Source organism: Fonticella tunisiensis (genome assembly GCF_004364155.1).
Lineage (GTDB): Bacteria > Bacillota > Clostridia > Clostridiales > Caloramatoraceae > Fonticella > Fonticella tunisiensis.
Map to the genome: position 1 here is coordinate 44301 of NZ_SOAZ01000002.1, position 18971 is coordinate 63271.

The 18971-nt window shown below is 36.9% G+C and carries 14 protein-coding genes; 13 read left to right on the plus strand and 1 reads right to left on the minus strand.

What is annotated here, in order from left to right:
• Positions 1–88: 88 nt before the first annotated feature.
• The 12 genes from EDD71_RS01365 (at position 89) to EDD71_RS01415 (ending at position 16788) form a co-directional block, all read left to right on the plus strand.
• The gene (locus tag EDD71_RS01365; protein WP_133626947.1) at positions 89–1417 is read left to right on the plus strand and encodes an FAD-dependent oxidoreductase; all 1329 of its coding nucleotides are present in this window, start codon (positions 89–91) and stop codon (positions 1415–1417) included.
• Positions 1418–1741: 324 nt separating this feature from the next.
• Positions 1742–1900 carry a TPR end-of-group domain-containing protein gene (locus tag EDD71_RS15120; protein WP_166636282.1) on the plus strand — a complete coding sequence of 53 codons (159 nt, stop codon included), beginning with the start codon at positions 1742–1744 and terminating at the stop codon, positions 1898–1900.
• 74 nt (positions 1901–1974) lie between these two features.
• Entirely contained in the window at positions 1975–2904 is a 930-nt protein-coding gene (locus EDD71_RS01370; protein WP_133626948.1) for a M15 family metallopeptidase, read from the plus strand.
• 136 nt (positions 2905–3040) lie between these two features.
• The gene (locus tag EDD71_RS01375) at positions 3041–5359 is read left to right on the plus strand and encodes an ATP-dependent Clp protease ATP-binding subunit (RefSeq protein WP_133627125.1); all 2319 of its coding nucleotides are present in this window, start codon (positions 3041–3043) and stop codon (positions 5357–5359) included.
• 253 nt (positions 5360–5612) lie between these two features.
• Positions 5613–7187 (plus strand): serine/threonine-protein kinase, encoded by a 1575-nt coding sequence (locus EDD71_RS01380; RefSeq protein WP_133626949.1) that lies wholly within the window; start codon positions 5613–5615, stop codon positions 7185–7187.
• 173 nt (positions 7188–7360) lie between these two features.
• Positions 7361–8188, plus strand: a complete 828-nt coding sequence (locus EDD71_RS01385; RefSeq protein WP_133626950.1) for a DegV family protein — start codon at positions 7361–7363, stop codon at positions 8186–8188.
• Positions 8189–8596: 408 nt separating this feature from the next.
• Positions 8597–11524, plus strand: coding sequence for an insulinase family protein (locus tag EDD71_RS01390; protein ID WP_133626951.1), 2928 nt, complete (start codon positions 8597–8599; stop codon positions 11522–11524).
• Positions 11525–11745: 221 nt separating this feature from the next.
• A complete protein-coding gene (locus tag EDD71_RS01395) occupies positions 11746–12546 on the plus strand; it encodes an amino acid ABC transporter substrate-binding protein (RefSeq protein WP_133626952.1) in 801 nt (266 codons plus the stop codon).
• Positions 12547–12560: 14 nt separating this feature from the next.
• Entirely contained in the window at positions 12561–13202 is a 642-nt protein-coding gene (locus EDD71_RS01400) for an amino acid ABC transporter permease (RefSeq protein ID WP_133626953.1), read from the plus strand.
• 8 nt (positions 13203–13210) lie between these two features.
• Entirely contained in the window at positions 13211–13966 is a 756-nt protein-coding gene (locus tag EDD71_RS01405; RefSeq protein ID WP_133626954.1) for an amino acid ABC transporter ATP-binding protein, read from the plus strand.
• A 205-nt stretch (positions 13967–14171) separates the two neighbouring features.
• Complete coding sequence (locus tag EDD71_RS01410) at positions 14172–15284, plus strand: amidase domain-containing protein (protein WP_133626955.1); 1113 nt, start codon at positions 14172–14174, stop codon at positions 15282–15284.
• A gap of 118 nt (positions 15285–15402) precedes the next feature.
• On the plus strand, positions 15403–16788 hold the full coding sequence (locus tag EDD71_RS01415) for a CehA/McbA family metallohydrolase (RefSeq protein WP_133626956.1): 1386 nt from the start codon (positions 15403–15405) through the stop codon (positions 16786–16788).
• Between the two features lie 14 nt (positions 16789–16802).
• On the opposite strand, the gene EDD71_RS01420 is transcribed toward EDD71_RS01415, so the two are convergent.
• Positions 16803–17651: a DMT family transporter gene (locus tag EDD71_RS01420; protein WP_133626957.1), complete on the minus strand. Its 849-nt coding sequence runs from the start codon at positions 17649–17651 to the stop codon at positions 16803–16805.
• A gap of 160 nt (positions 17652–17811) precedes the next feature.
• Here EDD71_RS01420 and EDD71_RS01425 point away from each other — a divergent pair, with 160 nt between their 5' ends.
• On the plus strand, positions 17812–18951 hold the full coding sequence (locus EDD71_RS01425; protein ID WP_166636283.1) for a glycosyl hydrolase family 18 protein: 1140 nt from the start codon (positions 17812–17814) through the stop codon (positions 18949–18951).
• Positions 18952–18971: the final 20 nt, after the last annotated feature.

An 18971-nucleotide genomic window follows, 5' to 3' on the forward strand; every position in this document is an offset into this window, starting at 1 on the left:
TTATTATTTTTAGATATTGAAATTCTTTATCAAGTAGAATATAATTATTGTTAAGTTAGTAATTTATCAAATGAAGGGAGTAATACATATGAAGATAGCTGTTATAGGATGTACACATGCTGGAACAGCAGCTATAACTAATGCGGCAAAATTATATCCTGAAGCTGAAATAACTGTATATGAGAGGAATGACAATATATCATTTTTATCCTGCGGTATAGCGCTTTACGTAGGAGGAGTAGTTAAGGATCCTAAGGGGCTTTTCTACTGCTCACCAGAAATACTTGCAGAAATGGGAGTAAAGACAAAGATGCTCCATGATGTGCTTGAAGTGGATACCGACGGGAAGAAGCTAAAGGTTAAGAACTTACAAACCAATGAAGTATTTGAGGATACCTTTGATAAGCTTATTATAACGACGGGTTCATGGCCGATTGTTCCAGGGATTGAGGGGATAGATTTAGAAAATATAGTCCTTTCCAAGAATTATTCCCATTCAAACACTATAATTGAAAAGTCAAAGGAAGCTAAAAATATTGTGGTAGTTGGCGCCGGCTATATAGGCGTAGAGCTTGTTGAGGCCTTCCAGGTAAATGGAAAGAACGTGACTTTAATTGACAGCATGGATAGAATACTCAGCAAATATCTTGATAAGGAATTCACAGATATGGCGGAAAAGGCCCTTTCTGATAATGGAATAAAGCTTGCCCTTGGACAGACGGTTGTTAAATTCGAAGGCAAAAATGGAAGGGTATCAAAGGTTATTACAGACAAGGGTGAATATGAAGCAGATCTTGTAATACTCTGCATAGGGTTCAGGCCAAACACGGAGCTATTTAAAGGACAGCTTGATATGCTTCCAAACGGTGCAATTATAGTTGATGAATATATGCAAACAAGCAAGAAGGACGTGTTTGCAGCAGGTGATAGTGCAACTGTAATATATAACCCAACTGGAAAAAGGGAATATATCCCCCTTGCAACAAATGCCGTTCGTATGGGAACCCTTGTTGCTAGAAACCTCGTAAAGCCAACCACCAAGTATATTGGAACCCAGGGAACTTCAGGAATTAAGATATATGATTACAATATAGCCTCAACAGGCCTTACTGAAAGCGCTGCTAAAGCCCAGGGAATTGATGCCCTGGCAGTAACAGTTAAGGACAGCTACCGTCCTGAATTTATGCCAACATATGATGAGGCTACATTAAAGGTTGTATATGAAAAGGATTCAAGAAGGATACTGGGTGCACAGATTATATCAAAGGCAGATTTAACACAGTCGATAAACACTATGTCAGTATGTATACAGAACAGAATGACAATAGATGAACTTGCATTTGTTGATTTCTTCTTCCAGCCACACTACAACAAACCATGGAACCTCCTAAACATTGCGGGATTGAATGCAAAGTAAATATAACAGAAAACCCGTATCCTTGATATATGTAAGGCTGTTGACATATATATTATGTCAGCAGCTTTTTTCCTTATGTTACATTGATAATTATTGATATGATACAAACCCCGGGGTTAAACTATATATAAGCAGGATTTTAATTCCAAAAAGGGTGAAGAAAATGAAGGATTATAAATATATGATACATAACTATAAAATCATTGGAGATAAATATTTAAAAGAAGGTAAGCCTTTAAGAGCCCTCAGATTTTACAACAAAGCCTATATCTATGAAGGATAAAAAATCCAGGATATCCATACAGTTTTCCAAATCTGGCTGTAATGTATAAAGAAGATGGGGAATATGAAAAGGCCCTGAGGGATGTAATAAAAACTGTTAAACTAAACCCGGAATTTATTAAATATATAAAGAAGGATGAGGAACTTGAGCCCATTAAAAAATTAGAAGCATATAAAATCATGTTTGAAAATGAAAGATGAAAACTAATGGTGACTAACAAAGAAATGGAAGTGGAATAATAAGCAGGGAAGGAATTTTGAAGGAGAGGTATTTTATGAAAAAGCTTTCTATGCTTATCCTGCTTATGTTATTTACTTTAACAGTCGGATGCAGTAAAAACGATAAACTGAATAATATAAACGCTAATATATTAAACGAAAGGCCATACGATGTTGCTATGAAGCAGGACCTTCTCTGCCTTATGATGGCGTATCCGGATCATGCAGTTAATGTTGAGAAAAGCAGTGATGGGAAGGTTTACCTGGTTATGAAATCAGGCAATAAAATTCTTTATGATGATAAAAAGCAAAAGAGCTTTAACGAAAAGCTTCAAAACCCTGATCTTCAGGATATGATGGAGCAAGTTTACCCCCTTGATAATCTTAATAAACTGATGGATGAAAACTTTGACCCGGGGCGTTTCAGGGTATATCCTCTGCTTAAAGAGGTATATGGTGGAACAAAGGAACAGGTTCAGAAAAACCTTGTAAATGTAAATATAGGAGTACAGTTTAACAAAAACAATGGCGCTGCTGAGGCTCTAAATTCTGTTATGAAGGAGCTTATACCCCTTGCTCAAAGGCGTAAGGATGTTGCGTCATGTGTATTTCCAAGCAGTGGGACCTTCAATTACAGGGTAATTTCAGGAACGAACCAGTTAAGTCCCCATGCCTTTGGAATTGCAATAGATCTTGCAAGGGATAAGCGTGACTATTGGAAATGGGCTTCAAGGGAGCAGGGAGAGGAGAGAATAAAATCCTATCCTCCTGAAATTCCAAAAATATTTGAGAAGTACGGGTTTGTATGGGGTGGCAAGTGGGGCCATTTTGATACGCTTCACTTTGAATACAGGCCGGAAATAATACTTAAGGCAAGATATTTCAGCGACAGGTATGACATAAATAAGCCCTGGTATGGAGATTTACCGGTTGAAAGTTTGGATAGTCAGAGATATATAGAAATCATTGACAATATCTTTGATTAAATAGGATGAAGAAAATTCATCCTATTTTTTATAAAGGATTTCATTTTACATTAATAACTAATAGAATAAATAGTGAGGATATGGTATACTGTAATGATAACAATTTAATTATCTTAACAATATGGAGATGGTTGATATGAAACTGTGTTCAATTTGTAATAAAAATATAGCTACAGTATTTGCAACAAAAATAGAAAATGGAAAGACGGAGGTTGTTGGCGTATGTATTCAGTGCGCTAAAAAGATGGGCTTTCCGGTAATAGACCAGATAATGCAGCAGGCAGGTATTTCCCAGGAGGACTTTGAAAATCTAACCGAACAGATGAACAGCATGCTTCAGGATATTGATTTGGAAAACATGAATGTAGAAAATATAGATATGGGAACAATGAGTATAGATAATGATGATAAGAACAATTTCTTTTCAAAGCTTTTCGGAGGTGTCTATAGTTCAAAGAATGAAAATAAAAATGAAGCAAAGGAAGGTAATAAAGACCAGAACTTTAAGGTAAGGGAAAAGGGAAAGCACGAAGGTAAAAAAAAGAAAAGGAAGTATCTCGATATCTATGGCACAAATTTAACTGAAAAGGCAAGAAACAACCTTGTTGATAGAGTTATAGGAAGACATAGGGAGATAGACAGGGTAATACAAATATTAAATAGAAGAACTAAAAATAATCCTATTCTTATTGGTGAACCTGGTGTTGGAAAAACAGCCATTGCAGAGGGCCTTGCGGTCAGAATAGCAGAAAAACAGGTTCCTGCAAAGCTTTATGATGCAGAGGTATATCTTTTAGACCTTACTTCAATTGTTGCTGGAACTCAGTTTAGGGGCCAATTTGAGGGAAGGATGAAAGCCATAATAGACGAGGCAAAGGAAGATGGCAATGTAATACTTGTAATAGACGAGGTACACAACATTATAGGTGCAGGTGAAGCTCAGGGAGGGGCGCTAAACGCAGCAAACATTCTAAAGCCTGCCCTGGCTCGCGGTGAAATACAGGTGATAGGGGCCACAACCCTTGAAGAATATAGAAAATATATTGAAAAGGATTCAGCCCTTGAAAGAAGATTCCAGCCCGTTCTTGTTGATGAGCCTACTGTTGAAGAGACCATCGAGATACTTAAGGGTATTAAACATTATTATGAGGAATATCATAAGGTTGTAATATCCGACGAAGTGATTGAGGCCGCTGCAAAGCTTTCAGAAAGATACATTACAGACAGATATCTTCCCGATAAGGCAATAGACGTTATAGACGAGGCAAGTTCAAGGGCAAACTTAAAAAACAAAGGGCTTGTTGAACTTAAGGCACTTAGAGAGGAACTTGAGAATGTTGAATTTCATATGCAGGAGGCTGCAGATAGGGGGGACTATGAAAAGGCAGCAGAGTATAAGACGGAAAAGTTCAGAATTGAAGCAAAGATAAGGGATATCGAGAAGGAATGGGGAGAGATAAGGCTAACCGTTGAGGATATTGCCTTTGTAATAGAATCCTGGACTAAAATCCCCGTTCACAGCATCACCGAGGAGGAGTCAGAAAAGCTTTTAAACCTTGAAAACAGGCTTCATAGAAGGGTTATAGGGCAGCATGAGGCAATTGTTGCCCTGTCAAGGGCAATAAGAAGAAATCGCCTTGGTTTTAGAAGGAAGAGAAAGCCGTCATCCTTTATATTTGTAGGTCCAACGGGAGTTGGTAAAACGGAGCTTGCAAAGTCCATTGCAGTGGAGCTCTTCGGTAGCGAAGAGGCGCTTATTAGAATTGACATGACGGAGTATATGGAAAAGCATACGGTATCAAAATTAATTGGGGCTCCTCCGGGATATGTTGGATATGATGAAGGTGGACAGCTTACTGAAAAGGTTAGAAGAAGGCCCTATTCGGTAATACTCCTTGATGAAATAGAGAAGGCCCATCCTGATGTGTTTAATATGCTTCTTCAAATACTAGAGGATGGAAGGCTTACTGACAGCCAGGGAAGAACGGTATACTTTGAAAACACCGTAATTATAATGACTTCTAACGCAGGAACCAACTTTAAATCAAGCGGAATGGGCTTTGCAAAGGAAAGCTATAACGCACTTGAAAGTCATGTAAAGGATGCACTTAAGGAGTTCTTCAGGCCTGAATTTTTAAATAGAGTGGACGAAGTCATCGTGTTTAAGCCCCTTGAAAGGGAGGAGCTTTATAAGATAATCGACCTTATGATCAGGGAGGTTTCAGATGAGTTAAGGGAAAAGAACATGTCCCTTGAGGTTTCTGATGAAGCTAAGGAGTTTATACTCAAGAAAGGATATGACGAAAAGTACGGAGCCAGACCCCTTAGAAGGGCAATTCAGAGGTATATTGAGGATGAAATAACAGAACAGTATCTCCTTAAGAGGTTTAAGGAAGGTGATCATATTAAAGCCGCAGTTAAGGATGATGGCATAACCCTTGAAAAAGTTAGATAAAGCAATTCTTAAGGTTAGTAGTTCCATAGGCACAAATCAAGTTGATTTATAAAAACAAAAACCACTGTCAAATTTGATGGTGGTTTTTGTTATATGTTTATTCGATTCTTCAGCGATAATTCATATATTATATATCAATAGTTAATTTTTGATAATATCCTTAGCTATATTTATATGTTATATTGTTTTATATAACTATTTATGTAAACAGAGATAGAAGGAAAATACAGAGTAATATTAAGAGGTGAAGCATATGTTAAAGCCCGGGGATATTCTAGACGGGAAGTATGAGGTCATTAGAGTTCTTGGCCAGGGTGGTATGGGTATAGTTTATCTATGCGTCAATAAAAGGCTTGGAAATCTGTGGGCAATAAAGGAAATAAAAAATGAGCTCAAGGAAAGGATTGATTTTCTAGCGGAGCCTAACATACTTAAAAAGCTAAGTCATCCAGGCATACCGAGGATAGTTGACATATTTAATGAAGGGGATAACCTTTATATAGTTGAAGACTACATTGAAGGAGAGACCCTTGAAAAGCTGGTTTTAAGGGAAGGAAGGCTCAGCAGAGAAAGAATATACGATATTGCCAGTGAACTTTGCGATATATTATCATACCTTCACAGCTTTAATCCTCCTATTATATACAGGGATTTAAAACCATCCAACATAATCATATCACCCGATGGAAAGGCTAAACTTATAGATTTTGGTATATCAAGGATATATAAGGAAAATCAAAGCAGCGATACGATTCTTATGGGCTCGAGGGGATATGCTGCCCCTGAGCAGTATACCGGAGTTCAGTCAAACAAGCAAACGGATATATATGGTCTTGGGGCAACCCTTTACTTTATGGCGTCTGGAGAGGTTCCCCCTATGGTAATAGATATTTCACGTGATAAGAATAACATAGATGAAAATTTGGGCAAAATAATAGAAAAGGCTATGAGAACAAATATAAGCGAAAGATATTCCACCGTAGAGGAATTAAAGCATGAACTGAATGTTCTTAAGGATGAAAATAAAACATTTTTTATCGATGATTACAAAAAAACTGAAACTAAAACAATGGTTATGGAAGATAATAGTCCTTTTGAACTTAAGAAAAAAAGAGATAAAAAGGGACTTGTAAAGGCCCTTGCAGGTTTTGCAGCTTTAGTTTTTATAATCTATTCTCTGCTGCATGTTATACCTTGGCAGGATAAAAAGGAAAAAACGGCTTCTATGGATAACAAAAATTCTATCTCAGATAACAAACCTCAGGAAAGCAGTCAGCAAAAAGAGTCGCCTTCAGTTAACAAGAATAATGAAGTTAAACATGTGGCATCGGATGCCAGTGTTGAAGGATTATTTTACTGGGATTCCCCTGTAGTAAAAAAAACCTCCGATAAGGATGATGACAGATCAAAGGGAAGGGGGAAATACAAATACCTGGAAGACCATGAAACAGAAAGCCTTTTATACAAATTGAACCCAGCCGCGCTTAACGGCAAGTATGATAACAAGGTTACACTTAAACTGGAATATATGGAGTTTACAGAGAAACAGATAATTGCCTACTGTGTAGTTGAAAGCAGTTTATTAAATGGATTAATAATTTCCAGGGATAAAACATACCTGATGGGAGATGATGGCAGGTATTCGAAGGCAAGCCTTATATCCCCAGGTGGAACCTCTATCTCTGGAGGTTTAAAAAAGCAGAATATAAAAATTGTTTTTAATAGGCTTGATCTTAATACAGACAGAATAATTTTAAAGAGTACAATAAGCTTAAAGGATGTTCCAGATAGCACAGAAAACATAAACCTTGTGGTTAATGTAAAGTGATATAACTTATAACTGCTTCCATCCATACTTAAAACACTTTTTATGGGGGTTGAAACAAAGTTAGCGCAGCTTGATGGAGAGTGGAATTATATATTTCTCTTCATCATATAATTTGATATTTACAACTGGTATTAGTACCTGGTATTATTTATATATATGATGGAGGGATTTATATGAGTAAAATTAAATTTGTTACTGACAGTACGGCATATATAGAGAAGGAGTTTGCAGATAAAAACCATATAGAGATAGTGCCTTTAAAGGTGGACTTTCTTGGTAAAATAGAAAGTGAAGGGTTTCCTGGAGAGTTTGAAGAGTTCTTTGAAAGGCTTAAGGAATCAAAGGATTTTCCAAAGACATCCCAGCCTGCCATAGGGGAATTTGTAAAAGTATTTCAAGAGGCAGTTGAAGATGGGTACGAGGTTATAGGAATATTCCTGTCATCAAAGCTTAGCGGTACCTACAGCACCGCTTGTATAGCAGCTGAGATGGTGGATCCTGACAGGATATCGGTTATAGACTCCGAGACTTCGGTTTCAAACCTCAAGCTTTTGGTAGAAAGGGGTATGGAACTTGCTGATGAAGGAAAAAGCCGCAAAGAGATAGTAGAAATATTAAACCTTGAAAAGAAAAACATGGGAATAAATTTAACAGTTGATACACTTGATTACCTGAGAAAAGGAGGAAGGCTTTCGGGGGCAAAGGCATTTATAGGAAGCATGTTAAATATGAAGCCTATAATAGCCCTTATAGATGGAAAGCTTGAATCCATAGGAAGGGTAAGAGGTAAAGCTAAGGCAGTTGAAACTATGATATCAAACATACCTGAAAACGTTAAGCATATTTGCATATGCCATATATTCAGCATTGATGAGGCAGAGGGTATAAAAAATAGACTTGAAGAAAGGTTTAAAGGAGTTCCAATTTCAATTGATGTCATAGGGCCTGTAATAGGGGCACATCTTGGGCCAAAGGCACTTGGTATATGCTTCAAATGGTAGAATCTCTTGTGGTGTTTTTGGATTTTAAAGGCGCTGCGATAAAAAATATATTTCATTTCACTAATACGTTTGTGCAAGGAAGTTCTAGATGAAGGGATGGCTGATAAGGCCTCCCGTTATTTTTTTGGCCTATATCTGTATTTTACGATCTTTTCAATTTGATCATTTTGTTTTCAAGCAAACAAATCTTAAAATCACCTGCTTTATTTTAAAATGAATAGAAATATGCAATCGATGTTTGCATACCATTATATGGAGGATTTTCTATGAACGTATAGAATATAAATATTAATTCTCCAATTTGATAAAAATATTAATAATTAGGTTTATAATTAATTTGAATTGTTGTTTTGGAGAATTATATATCATGAATAGATCCAGTTATATTTTGAAAGGAGTAGTGCAGAAATGTATTTTGAAGTTGGTAAGACATACCATGGATTCAAACTAATTGAACAAAAGGAAGTTAAGGAGCTAAACTCCACAGCAAGGCTCTTTGTACACGAAAAGAGCGGCGCAAGGCTTTTTAGCCTCCAAAACGATGACGACAATAAGGTGTTTTCAATAAGCTTTAGAACTCCACCGGAAAACAGCACGGGAGTTCCACATATTATGGAGCATTCAGTGCTCTGCGGCTCAAGGAAATTTCCTGTAAAAGAGCCGTTTGTTGAGCTTGCTAAAGGTTCACTCAACACCTATTTAAATGCCATGACATTTTCCGATAAGACCATGTACCCCGTTGCCAGCAAGAACGATAAGGACTTTTTAAACCTTATGGATGTTTATCTGGACGCTGTTTTTTATCCAAACATATACAAATATCCTGAAATACTAATGCAGGAAGGCTGGCATTATGAGCTTGAAAATAGGGATGATGAGCTTACATATAAGGGTGTTGTATATAATGAAATGAAGGGTGCCTTCTCATCCCCCGAGGGCGTTCTTATGAGAAAGGTTCAGGAATCTCTGTTTCCAGACACAACCTACAGGTATGAATCAGGGGGAGACCCGGATGTAATTCCTGAGCTTACTTATGAGGAGTTCATTGATTTTCATAAAAAATACTACCATCCATCAAACAGCTACATATACCTTTACGGAAATGGAAACATAGATGAGCTGCTTAAATTTATAGACGGGGAGTATCTGAAAAATTTTGATAAAACTCTTGTAGACTCAAGGATTGAAGTGCAGAAGCCCTTCTCTCAAATGAGGGAAATGGCTGTTGAATATCCAATAGCTCCAAGTGAGAGGGAGGAGGATAGGACCTTCCTGAGCCTTAATTTTGCAGTTGGAAGATCTACGGACCCTGAAATTTATTTAGCCTTTGACATACTTGAACACCTTCTCCTTGAAACTCCTGCAGCACCGCTTAAGAAGGCCCTGAATGAGGCTGAAATTGGAAAGGACGTATTTGGAAGTTTCGATTCAAGCATTCTTCAACCTGTATTTACAGTGGTTGTAAAAAATTCCAGCGAAGAAAAGAAGGATAAGTTTAAGGAAGTAGTGTTCGATACGCTTAAAAAACTGGTTAAGGAGGGTATAGATAAAAAGCTTATTGAGGCTTCAATAAATGCAAAGGAGTTCATTTTAAGGGAAGCAGAGTTTCAGGGGTATCCAAAGGGGCTTTTATACAATATAAAATGTATGGACAGCTGGCTGCATGATGAGGATCCTACACTGCATTTAACATATGAATCAACGCTTAATAAGATAAAGAAGGCCCTTATAACTAACTATTTTGAAGAACTCATTGAAAAATATATTTTAAACAATAATCACAGCTCTCTGCTTATAGTTAAGCCAAGGAAGGGGCTTGCTGAAGAAAAGGCGGAGGAGCTTAGAAAGAAACTCGCAGATTATAAAGGAAGCCTGTCTGAGGAGGAGATAAAGAATATAATAGAAAATACAAGAAAGTTAAGGGAGAGGCAGGAGGCTGAAGATTCTCCTGAAGATCTTGAAAAAATTCCTCTGCTTTCACTAAAGGATATAAATCCAAAGGCCGATGTTCTGCCCTTTGAAGAAAGGGAAGAGGGAGGAATCAAGGTCCTTTTCCATCCTATATTTACAAACAACATAGCCTACATCGACTTATATTTTGATACAAGAACCGTTCAGCAGGATATGATACCATATATTACCCTTTTAGCAGGCGTTCTTGGAAAGGTAAGCACTGAAAGATATGAACTTCAGGACTTGTCCAATGAAATAAATATCCATACAGGTGGAATAAGATTCAGCGCAGAGGCCTATTCTAAAAACGAATCCGATGAGATTTATTATCCAAAGTTTATAGTGAAATCAAAGGCCCTTGTAGATAAGCTTCCAAAGCTTTTGGATCTTGTGGGAGAGATTGTTGGGCACACAAGGTTTGATGATAAAAGGAGGATAAAGGAAATAGTTCAGGAGATGAGATCCAGGATTGAAATGACCATATTTGACCATGGGCATGTTGTTGTACAAAACCGTGTTGCATCCTATTTCTCCCCTGTTGGAAAGTATGTTGAAGTTTTAAGCGGCCTCAGCTTCTATAAATTTCTTTCAGACCTTGAAAAGAACTTCGATGCAAGGTTTGAGGAGATTAGGGATAACCTTATAAAGGTTTCAAAGGCCATATTCAATAAAAAACACCTTATTGTAAGCGTAACAACCGATGGTGAAGACTATAAAGCCTTTAAGAAAAGCTTTAAAAACCTTTATGATCATCTTGGAAACGAGGAGCTTGAGCTTAATGAATATGATCTTGAGCTTGAGAAGTTAAATGAAGGCCTTATGACATCTGCCAAGGTTCAGTATGTTGCAAAGGCATACAGCTTTTTAAAGCTTGGCTATAAATATACTGGAAGCCTTCTGGTTCTAAAGACCATTTTAAGCCTTGACTACCTCTGGAACAAAGTAAGGGTTCAGGGAGGTGCATATGGCGGTTTTGCAAGGGTAGATAGGAGCGGCAATATATCCTTCGGTTCCTACCGTGATCCTAACCTTAAGGAAACTCTGTCAACCTATGATAATGTATACAAATACCTTTTAAACTTTGACGCAAGCGAGAGGGAGATGACCAAGTATATCATAGGAACCTTCAGCGGAATAGATTATCCTTTAACTCCTGCCATGAAGGGCCAGAGGTCAACGATAAACTATATAAGGCAGCTTACCCAGGAGGACATACAGAGGGAAAGGGAAGAGGTTTTAAACACAAAGAAGGAGGATATAAAGGGCTTTGCAAAGCTTGTTAAGGATGCAATGGAACAGGGGTATATATGCGTCCTTGGAAACGAGGATAAGATAAAATTAAATAAGGACCTGTTTAATAATCTTGTAACAGTATTTGAATAGAAAATTAGTTAATATCACTTTATATTAAAAATTCATATGGATTTGAATGGCTGCAAAACGTGGGTTTTGCAGCCATTTTCAGTAGAAGTGTATGCTTAATATATTTTCCATATATTGTTACATAAAATTTTTTTGCATTTTTTATTTTAATACTTTACTATGGTAAATTAATAAAGTATAATAGATATTGTTAGAAATGAAAATAGAAAGGGAGAGTTAATATGAAAAAGTTTTTGGCGATAATAATTTCAATTTTAGTATTATCAAGTTTGCTTGCAGGATGCGGTAAAAGCAAGGCATCCAGCACACCTGTAAATGAAATTAAACAAAAGGGCAAGTTTATAGTAGGGCTTGATGACAGCTTCCCTCCAATGGGATTCAGGGATGAAAAGGGAGAAATAGTAGGCTTTGATATTGACCTTGCAAAGGAAGCTGCAAAGAGAATGGGGCTAGAGGTTGAATTTAAGCCAGTTGTATGGGATGGGGTTTTACTCAGCCTTAAGAATAAGGATATAGACGTTATATGGAATGGACTTACAATAACGGAAGAAAGAAAAAAGCAAATAGACTTTACAAAGCCATATCTTGAGGATAGGCAGATTGTTGTTGTAAAGGGAAATTCAAATATAGCTTCTAAAAAGGATTTGGCAGGAAAGGTGATAGGACTTCAGCTTGGAAGTACCTCTGAACAAGCACTAAACTCCGATGCTGAAACAGCAAAATCAATTAAGGAGTTAAGAAAATATAGTAATAATACAGAGGCTTTAATGGATTTAAAGGCAGGACGAATTGATGCTGTGGTTGTTGATGAAATAAGTGGAAGATACTATGTTGCAAAGAATCCAGGAGATTATAAAATTCTTAATGAGGACTTTGGAAAGCAGATAGTTGGAGTAGGCGTCAGAAAAGAGGATACTGCCTTTAAAGAAGAATTGGACAAAGTTCTTGATGAGATGAAAAAGGATGGTACAGCCGCAGAAATTTCTAAGAAATGGTTTGGGGCTGATATATTAACGAAATAATAGGAGGGCTTAAGTTGCAATACATCCTTGATGTTACAAGTTTTATTTTAAAGGGCAGCGTTATAACATTTAAATTATATTTGGTAACAGCGATTTTTTCCGTTCCACTTGGTGCCTTATGTGCTCTGGGTAAAATATCGAGATTTAGGATATTAAGATGGTTTCTTGGGCTATACACATGGGTGTTCAGGGGAACACCCTTAATGTTTCAGCTATTCTTCACTTATTATGCTCTTCCTGTTTTCAATATAAAGTTGGAACCCTTTACAGCGGCAGCAGTAACATATTCTATAAACTATGCAGCTTATTTAACAGAGATTTTCAGGGCCGGTATAGAGTCAATAGACAAGGGACAATACGAGGCAGCAAAGGTTTTAGGTATGAATTATGCACAAACAATGTGGAGGATAATACTGCCTCAAACAATAAAAAGAGTTATTCCACCTGTGTCAAATGAGGCAATAAGTCTTATTAAGGATACCGCCCTTATAGCCGCAATAGGAATGCCGGATCTTTTAAGAGCTGCAAAGGAGGTCCTTGTAAGGGACTTTACCATAACTCCATTTTTTATTGCATCAGTACTTTATCTAATTATAACATCCTTTATAGTTCTTATATTTAGAAAGATTGAGAAAAGATATTCTGTACACGAATAGGTGATTTTATGGATATGATAAGAGTAGTTAATGGATATAAAAGATTTGGAAAGGATGAAGTTTTAAAGAATATAAATTTAGAGGTTAAAAAAGGGGAAGTAGTTTCCATTATTGGGCCTTCAGGCTCAGGTAAGAGCACCCTCTTAAGATGTATCAGCAGGCTTGAAAAAATGGATGATGGAATTATTGAAATTGAAGGAGTTAAGATAGATAACCACAGTGAAGGAGGTATATTAAGAAGGTTAAAGGGAAATTCAAATAAAAATTCTTCAAAGGTAGGAATGGTATTCCAAAATTTCAACCTCTTTCCGCACAAAACGGTACTTGAAAACATCATAGAAGCACCTATTATTGTAAATAAAATGAAGAGGGATGAAGCTGTTGAAATAGCAGAAGAGCTTCTTAAGAAGGTTAATCTTTTTGATAAGAAGGACTTTTATCCTTCAAAAATTTCAGGGGGTCAGAAGCAAAGAGCGGCCATAGCAAGGGCCCTTGCCATGAAGCCGGATATAATGCTCCTCGACGAGCCAACCTCAGCCCTTGACCCTGAGCTTGTGGGAGAGGTTTTAAACGTTATAAAGGATTTAGCAAAGGAAAATCTTACAATGGTTATAGTAACCCATGAAATGGCCTTTGCCAGGGAAGTTTCAGACAGGGTAATATTCATGGACAGGGGAGAGATAATAGAGGACGCCCCACCGGAAAAAATATTTGAAAACCCGGATAACCAGAGGATAAGAGCCTTTTTGAGTAAAGTTATGTAATAAAGCAATAAGTCATGCACAGTGCACATGACTTATTGCTTTTACTTTTTGCATGCCATCCTTCAAAGGTTTAAATATATCCCTTTAGCAAAAATTGTAGATATAGCTCTGAAAATTTTGCACATCCTATGAGTATGATATTTTTAATTCTACAGTTTTGAATTTCTTCATATAATCTTATGAGTAAGGTACAGGGAGAGATGGTATGTATTTATTTAGCGCTATAAAAAAATCAACACTTATTTATATTCTGTCCTTTACAGTTATCACCATACTTCTAGTATGTCTATATATTTTCGAGCCACTTGCAAAGGATGTAGTTGTTAATGAAGAATTTACTGCCAGGGTTGAGGAGCTTTTTCAGATTAGAAATATGGCTATGCTTAAGAACAATTTAAAAGCCCTTGAACCGCTGTATGACAGGGGAACAAGAAATGGGCAGTGGGCCTATGAACATGAAGTTAAAAAGACAAAATATCTTCACAAATGGGCTGATAAACAGGGTATAAAATTTATAGATATAAAAACCAAAGTACTCGTAAGGAATGCGAAGCAAAAGGGAGATGGATATTATATAAACTATATAGCTTCAACGGAGTATAAATATGTATATGAAAACGACCCTGGAACTATAAACATGTTCAGAATAGGCACATATCATTCCCTGGATGTTAGAGATAACGAGGAAAACTGGGTAATAAAAAGGGAGTGGTATACCGACCCCTTTGCAGATTCTTTAAATCTCGATGAAATAAAGGCTTTGGACATAGAACAGTATATTACATCACAGCCCCCCAGGGATTTTTCCGGAATAAGTGAAAGGAGAAAAAACGCTGTAAAATATGCAGATCAGTACTGCGGTGCTGCAGGAAATGAGGAGACGGGTTATAAATACAATAAACAGTACAGGGATTATAATCCACAGGGAGGGGATTGTGCAAACTTTGCGTCCCAGATCCTTTATGAGGGTGGAAAGTTTAAAAAAACAGCTGCATGGAACTACACTAAAAGGGATGCAAGCAGAGCATGGGTAAATGCGCAGGGTTTCAAGGATTACATGATAAACAGCGGAAGGGCATCACTTATAGCCTATGGAACCTATAATCAGGTATATAAAGCCTCATATAAGCTGCTGCCTGGAGACTTTGTTGCATACGAGAAAAATGGCAAGGTAACCCATATATCGGTGGTAACGGGAGCAGATTCAAAGGGCTATGCCCTTGTCAACTGCCACAACACTGATAGATACAGAGTTCCCTGGGACCTTGGATGGAGCGATAGGGGAATTAAATTTTACCTTGTAAGGGTGCACTATTAAAATTTGATGCGCAGCTATTTTGGTGTAATTCGTCAAAATAGCTGTTTTTTGTTTTGTAACAAATCAGGTTTGAATAAAGTATTATATATAGTGATTTTAGCATTTCGGAGGGGAATATATGAAGGATATGTCCGGATATTTAAAGGAGTATATTAGAAGCTCAATAAAAAGGGATTTTAAATCCTCCGAAAATATAAAGGGTTTTCATAAAGAAAAAATGAGTGTTTACAATTTAAAACCTTTAAATATGACTTCTACCTTTGAAAGAATGCCGTTTATATCTGCAGAGATCAGTGGTTTCGAAATTTTAAGTGCCAGGATGTTTCTAGATGGTAAGGAGGTTTGTCCACTTATATCTAATTTTAGGATGGAGTATAAGCCCCTTGAGCCTATGGATTTCGGTGAACATAAAGTACAAATTGAAATGGAGGATATATATGGAAATATAAAGAAGTTAGAATGGGGTTTTATAGTTCAGGATAGGGAGGCTAAGTATAACTTCTATTTTGGAGTGCCACACTGCCATACCTCCTATTCCGATGGAAGGGGGAGGCCATATGATGCATGTGCGCATGTAAGAAAAAATAATCTTGATTATATAATCATAGCCGATCATTCAAATTTTTTGGATGGGGTAATGAATAACAACTACGAGTATGATAAGGAAAGGGATGAGTATGTTGAAAGGAAGGGTTCAAGATGGTATAAAACCAGAAAGGAGATAGAGAAGATTAACAGAATATATGATGGATTTCTTGCCATTAGAGCATTTGAGATGAGCTCAAGCAGATGGGGCCATATAAACGTCATTGGCAGTGAAACATACGTAGAGGCAAATAGGCAGGCAATGGATATAAACAAATTTTTTGCATGGCTCAAAAAGCAACGTAATATAGCTGTGGTTATAAACCATCCCCATAAACATTTCAAGTACATTAACTATATGGAGGATATGGACGGAATTATAAACTTAATAGAAGTTGCAAACGGGGCGCCTCCCCGAAAGTATAGGAGGCTCGAAGAACATTATTATAGAATGCTTGATATGGGCTGGCACCTCGGAGCAGTAAATGGCCAGGATAATCATAGAGCTAACTGGGGAGATAATGATAACCTTACTGTTATACTGGCAAAAGAGCTTAATAAAGATGCTTTTATTGAAGCCCTTAGAAATAGAAGGACATATTCAACGGAAACGAGAAATTTGAAGCTTTATTTTAAAGCAAATGGCTTTTATATGGGAAGTATAATAGGTCTGAATGAGGGAGACAAGATTAATTTTAATATTAACGCCCAGGATGAAAGGGTACCCATAAAAAAGATTCAACTCATATCAAATGGAGGCAGGGTAATAGATGAAATCAGGTTTAAGGGGGATAATAATGTACGATGGAACCCGGTCCTAAAAGCTCAAAGGGACAGAACATGGTATGTGGTTAAGGTTACTCATATAAACGGAAGGCAGGGTATTTCATCTCCAGTGTTTATAAAATTTAACAGCTAAATATAAAGTATATGTTAACGTTCTCCAATGAAGGTAGAACCTAAAATTAAAAACCCTCCAATTATCTGATAGAGATTTAAAGGCTCAGCTAAAAATATCGTTCCAAAAATAATCGCTGCAATAGGGTCAATATAGCTGAGTATTGCAGCCCTCTGAACTTCAAGCTCCTTTATTCCGGAGAAGTAGAGAAGGTATGCAAGTCCCGTATGAACTATTCCTAAAACAGCAATGAGCAAAAGATTTTTAAGATTTGTGATTGTTAAAGCACTCCTGTATATTATAAAAGGCAGAAGAACAAGGGCCGAGGTAGAAATCTGTATTAGCGTCATCATATATCCTGAAATACCCTTTATATATTTGTTAAGAAGGACAACACTTCCATAGAGCCCTGCTGCCATAAGCCCGAAGGCAATTCCCTTTAAATGGTTTGGAGAGCTGACGGAGGCTTGTGATTGGTTATTTACAATAAGGAAAAGCCCTATCATTGCACCTGCTGCTGCAATTAATCTGGATTTAGTAAGCTTCTCCTTAAAAACAACTGGCGACAGAAGTATTACGAAAACAGGGGCAAAATAATAGCTTAGTGTTGCATTTGAAATCGTTGTGTAGTTATATGCTTTAAAGAGAAGTATCCAATTTGCACCTATTGCGCCGCCTGACAGTATCAAAAGCAGTATATTTTCCTTTAAATTTTCTGAGTCCCTTTGGGATTTGAACATCGGATAAACAAGGGCAAGAACAGTACTTGCAATAACTGCCCTTAAAAAGGCAAGTTCCACTGAAGGAAGATTTATATTTTTAACGAAAATTCCTATGCTTCCCCATATAACCATAGAGATTATGATTTTAATAATTGACGGCATAGCAGTTTTCCCCCTGGTTTGTTTTGATATTGTCGATATTGGTTCCTTTTAGTATAAAATAAATTTTTTTCAATATCAATTCTTGAATACCACTTTTAGACATACCCTACTTATTTTGTGGAGAATATACTGTTTAGTAGTGGAAAATGGGGGAATGCCTATGATATATGTAGTTAGAAAAGGTGAACCTTTGGGGCTTATTGCAAGGCAGTTTGGAGTAAGCCCTGAGGAAATAATAGAGGAAAACGAACTTAGATTTATTTCTTATCCTGTTCCGGGACAATCGGTTATTATACCTGAAGGAGAGCTTTCCAAGCAGCATGTATATAGAAATATACACACAAATGGATATATAATACCTTCATCAATAAATAGTGACTTTTATATCCTTGAAGATGGAAGGGAGGTATTAACCTGGGCTTGTCCCTTAACCTGCTTTTCAGCTGGAGATGAAGGGGACAGCTATGACAAGAATATTGCATTGAGGTCAAAGGAAATTAAAATCAGCCCGATGCTTTATGTTTCAAATGGAAAGGAAAATCAATTCGACGGCAATATGGTTCATGATATATTAATAAATCCTGATAGACAGGCAAAGATTATAGAAAATATATTAAATATTTTAAAAAACAATGGCTATTACGGAATCAATATCCACTTTGAAAGGGTTTTTCAGGAGGATAGGGAAGCACTGAGCAGCTTTTTTAAAAGACTTTATTATTCACTAAAACGTGAAGGATACTATCTTTTTATATCCCTTCCACCGAAGCAATTTGATACGGACTCAGGACAGTGGTTTGGAGCCTTTGACTATGAAGAGATAGGAAGAAATTCAGATGCGGTTATAATTATGCCTGGAGAGTGGGGATGGCACGAAGGACCTCCCATGTCGCTGCTTCCAATGGAAAAGCTGAAAAACGTTATTGAATATGCCGTTTCCCTTATAAATTCTAATAAAATCATGATATCAATGCCTCTGTATGGATATGACTGGATTATGCCCTACTGTCCCGGCGGGCCCCCCGCGAGGAGGATTACAACTTATCAGGCATTTATGATTGCGGCAAAATATCATTCGGAAATACTTTATGATGAAAAAAATCAGTCCCCATATTTTGATTATAGCGACGATAAAAATTCCCACAGGGTGTGGTTTGAAGATCTTAGAAGCTTTGAGGTAAAATTAAAGCTCATATGGGAGTACTCACTTAAGGGATTGAGTTTCATATTTTTTGAAAAGGTTTATACTCCATTTTTTAAAGTTTTAAATGATATATTTAAAGTTCAAAAAATAGTTTAAAGGGATGCTTAATGGCATCC

Excerpts from the sequence above, each read along its gene's own strand:
- EDD71_RS01380 (WP_133626949.1), top strand. The coding sequence starts at position 5,613 with ATGTTAAAGCCCGGGGATATTCTAGACGGGAAGTATGAGGTCATTAGA.
- EDD71_RS01365 (WP_133626947.1), top strand. The coding sequence starts at position 89 with ATGAAGATAGCTGTTATAGGATGTACACATGCTGGAACAGCAGCTATA.
- EDD71_RS01420 (WP_133626957.1), bottom strand. The coding sequence starts at position 17,651 with ATGCCGTCAATTATTAAAATCATAATCTCTATGGTTATATGGGGAAGC.
- EDD71_RS01415 (WP_133626956.1), top strand. The coding sequence starts at position 15,403 with ATGAAGGATATGTCCGGATATTTAAAGGAGTATATTAGAAGCTCAATA.
- EDD71_RS01410 (WP_133626955.1), top strand. The coding sequence starts at position 14,172 with ATGTATTTATTTAGCGCTATAAAAAAATCAACACTTATTTATATTCTG.
- EDD71_RS01375 (WP_133627125.1), top strand. The coding sequence starts at position 3,041 with ATGAAACTGTGTTCAATTTGTAATAAAAATATAGCTACAGTATTTGCA.
- EDD71_RS01385 (WP_133626950.1), top strand. The coding sequence starts at position 7,361 with ATGAGTAAAATTAAATTTGTTACTGACAGTACGGCATATATAGAGAAG.
- EDD71_RS15120 (WP_166636282.1), top strand. The coding sequence starts at position 1,742 with ATGTATAAAGAAGATGGGGAATATGAAAAGGCCCTGAGGGATGTAATA.
- EDD71_RS01425 (WP_166636283.1), top strand. The coding sequence starts at position 17,812 with ATGATATATGTAGTTAGAAAAGGTGAACCTTTGGGGCTTATTGCAAGG.
- EDD71_RS01395 (WP_133626952.1), top strand. The coding sequence starts at position 11,746 with ATGAAAAAGTTTTTGGCGATAATAATTTCAATTTTAGTATTATCAAGT.
- EDD71_RS01405 (WP_133626954.1), top strand. The coding sequence starts at position 13,211 with ATGGATATGATAAGAGTAGTTAATGGATATAAAAGATTTGGAAAGGAT.
- EDD71_RS01390 (WP_133626951.1), top strand. The coding sequence starts at position 8,597 with ATGTATTTTGAAGTTGGTAAGACATACCATGGATTCAAACTAATTGAA.
- EDD71_RS01370 (WP_133626948.1), top strand. The coding sequence starts at position 1,975 with ATGAAAAAGCTTTCTATGCTTATCCTGCTTATGTTATTTACTTTAACA.